Origin of the sequence: Vibrio sinaloensis DSM 21326, assembly GCF_000189275.1 — a bacterium.
GTDB classification, from domain to species: domain Bacteria; phylum Pseudomonadota; class Gammaproteobacteria; order Enterobacterales; family Vibrionaceae; genus Vibrio; species Vibrio sinaloensis.
The window spans coordinates 1-948 of the sequence record NZ_AEVT01000081.1; the positions used below are offsets into that span (position 1 = coordinate 1).

1 protein-coding gene is annotated in these 948 nt (G+C 42.6%); it reads left to right on the forward strand.

What is annotated here, in order from left to right; translation table 11 throughout:
* Positions 1-153: 153 nt before the first annotated feature.
* Positions 154-876 (forward strand): siderophore ferric iron reductase, encoded by a 723-nt coding sequence (locus tag RH45_RS14370; protein WP_008078337.1) that lies wholly within the window; start codon positions 154-156, stop codon positions 874-876.
* The last annotated feature ends 72 nt before the right edge of the window (positions 877-948 follow it).

Below are 948 nucleotides of genomic sequence, written 5' to 3' on the forward strand. Positions count from 1 at the left end.
CTTTTTAATAATAAAGTTATGGATCACACAAAATACCCACAACGTTAATGGTGTTAACTGACCATTTAACATTGAGGAATGATTATCAATTGCATTGAAAAGGAAGACTCATTAAGCTGCATTAATAATCTATAAATCAACAATGCTAGAGTAATGAACGATCATTCTTTTTTTGACCATCTGTTTGAGTACTCTAAACAGGTTTCACCTTATTTAGACGGGCAGATCAGCACTTCACCCTGTCCTGATCAACACTGGATAACATTGGAAGAATCGTGCGCCAATGACATCCAAAGTCTCTATCACAGCCTAAGCATTCAACACCCAGAAGCTGGGGCAGCTTATTGGTTAACCAGAACTTGGACACTATTGTGCTGGCAGCCTATCTACGTCGCCTTCATATCAATCTATGCATGTAGAGGCTTGCCTAAACTCAGTGCAATGCGTCAGCGAATTCAGCCTCAGTTTATCGCTGGGTTTCAGTTTGCTGATGCAACACATCAGCATGGCGAGATAGAACACTTGGTAGAACAAGCAGGAAAAGAGCTTTGCACGCTGTTTCACTACTACCGGGAAGAGATGAACAGTTGGACTCGTATCCGTCCTGGATTTACCAACCATTTGGTCGCGGATGGCATTTTGGCATGTATGGTCAGATTGAGTGAATATACTCCAGATCTTGGCTACGATTACCTACGCAGCCAAGCTCAGCTATGGCTTAGAGCTTGTGGTTTGCCTGAAAAATTGATCAATACCCTGAGCTATTGCGAACAAACCCAATCCCTAAAACTAATTCGTACCAGTTGCTGTTTGATTTACAAGTGCCATGACGGCCAGCTGTGCGAAGATTGCCCTCGTCATCCTGATAACAAATAGGCACTAGGTTAACCAAATGACTCGATACGGGTACGCGCAGAATTTTGCAATACGTAATAAAAAACCGCCCAT